The organism is Brumimicrobium sp. (assembly GCA_023957385.1).
Classification (GTDB): domain Bacteria; phylum Bacteroidota; class Bacteroidia; order Flavobacteriales_D; family Crocinitomicaceae; genus Brumimicrobium.
Genome location: JAMLGZ010000003.1, coordinates 1 through 1,520 on the forward strand (window position 1 = coordinate 1; position 1,520 = coordinate 1,520).

3 protein-coding genes are annotated in these 1,520 nt (G+C 32.6%); all 3 read right to left on the minus strand.

Annotated elements, in window-relative coordinates:
- The coding region (locus tag M9897_14115) for a TolC family protein (GenBank protein MCO5270019.1) at positions 1-266 on the minus strand (266 nt) is incomplete at its 3' end.
- A gap of 432 nt (positions 267-698) precedes the next feature.
- A complete protein-coding gene (locus tag M9897_14120) occupies positions 699-1,112 on the minus strand; it encodes a hypothetical protein (protein MCO5270020.1) in 414 nt (137 codons plus the stop codon).
- Between the two features lie 16 nt (positions 1,113-1,128).
- Positions 1,129-1,455 carry a cupin domain-containing protein gene (locus M9897_14125; GenBank protein ID MCO5270021.1) on the minus strand — a complete coding sequence of 109 codons (327 nt, stop codon included), beginning with the start codon at positions 1,453-1,455 and terminating at the stop codon, positions 1,129-1,131.
- Between the last annotated feature and the right edge of the window lie 65 nt (positions 1,456-1,520).

The window sequence follows — 1,520 nt, forward strand, 5'->3', positions numbered from 1 at the left end:
CTGAATTGTCCTTCGGGTGCTTGTGGATTGAGTGCGTTCATCGGCATTAGCTGTGTAGGTAATTCCATAAAATACTTGTAATCGGCATTGGCAGTAACTTTTGGAATGAGGTTAGCTTGTGCTTCTTTTTTTCGTTGTTCACTGATGGATATATTGTTACGATTGATTTGCAAAGTCTTATTATGAACTTGTGCTGTATCAATACACTGTTTTAATGTCCAAGCCTCTTGAGCTTGGGCTACATTCCAGCCTGATAAAACTATCAAGCTAAGTATAAGTTTGCGAGTATTCACTAACATAATGAGATAAATTTTTTTATTTCTTTTTATTGATTGAAAAATAGGCAATAACCGTAAAAGCTATGGTAACACTAATTCTGAATAGCATTGCGAAAACAGTTTTTGTTTCGTAGATACCACCAGAATAAATATGAATAAACAAGCCTATCAATGCGACTACCAAAATGACGGTTGCTACCGATAAGGCTTTAAAAGTCCAACTTTTTATTTTCAGAAAACCATAAGCTGAAATAAGATAAAGCAAACTACTGATAAAATTTGCCCAAACAATAAACAAAACATAGTTTCCTTCTTTGGCTCGTATTCCAAACCAATCAAAAATTACGGAAGAACTAAGGAATAGCGTTAGTAAACCGAAGCCTGCTAAAATAAGAGAAGATAGAAATGGGATATACTTTTTTATAAGTTAACTATTTTATCAGTTTTTAAAAATGAAATACCCAACCAAATTACAGATGCAGTCATTGACATCGCACCTATCAATACAAAAATTGGAGGTAATCCTAAATACACTTCCAATAATATTCCTATTGGCATAAGTAATCCAGCAAGAGCTAATCCTGAAATCACTTTTACGTGTTTCAGTTTATTTCTAAATTGAATTAATAAGTAGCCAATCAAAATATTTAAAAATGCAAATAAGTTGCCGTGTACATGAGCAAGTCTTGTCTCAAAATGTTTTCCTATGCTGTATGACTCTGCCCATTCTTTAGCGTTCGGTGCAAAATCACGGAGATAAATTAAAAGGAATCCATAGAGCATAAAAAAGCCCATTGTCAGAAATCCTATTGCGATGTTATTTTTACCGTTCATAGTAATAGTATTTAGATTATTCTTCTTTTATCATTGTCAACAACATTTTAAAGCGTTCAACTGCTTTCAATGCGTGTGGAATGTTTGCAGGCATAATGATACAATCACCTTTTTTCAAATTATGTAAATTACCTCCAATCGTTATTTCTGCTTCGCCATCCAAAATCTGCACAATGGCATCGTAAGGTGTTTTATGCTCTGATAAACCTTGTTCTTTGTCAAAAGAAAACAAGGTTAAATTTCCACCTTTGCTTTTAGTTATCTGTTTGCTGATAACACCTCCATCTGTGTATTCAATTGAATTTTCCAGATTGAATATTATCTCTTTCTCAAATGTTGCCATACTATTATAATTAAGTTAGTTAGTATTCACTCACAAAAGTAAAATTATTATTTTGATTGTGCAAA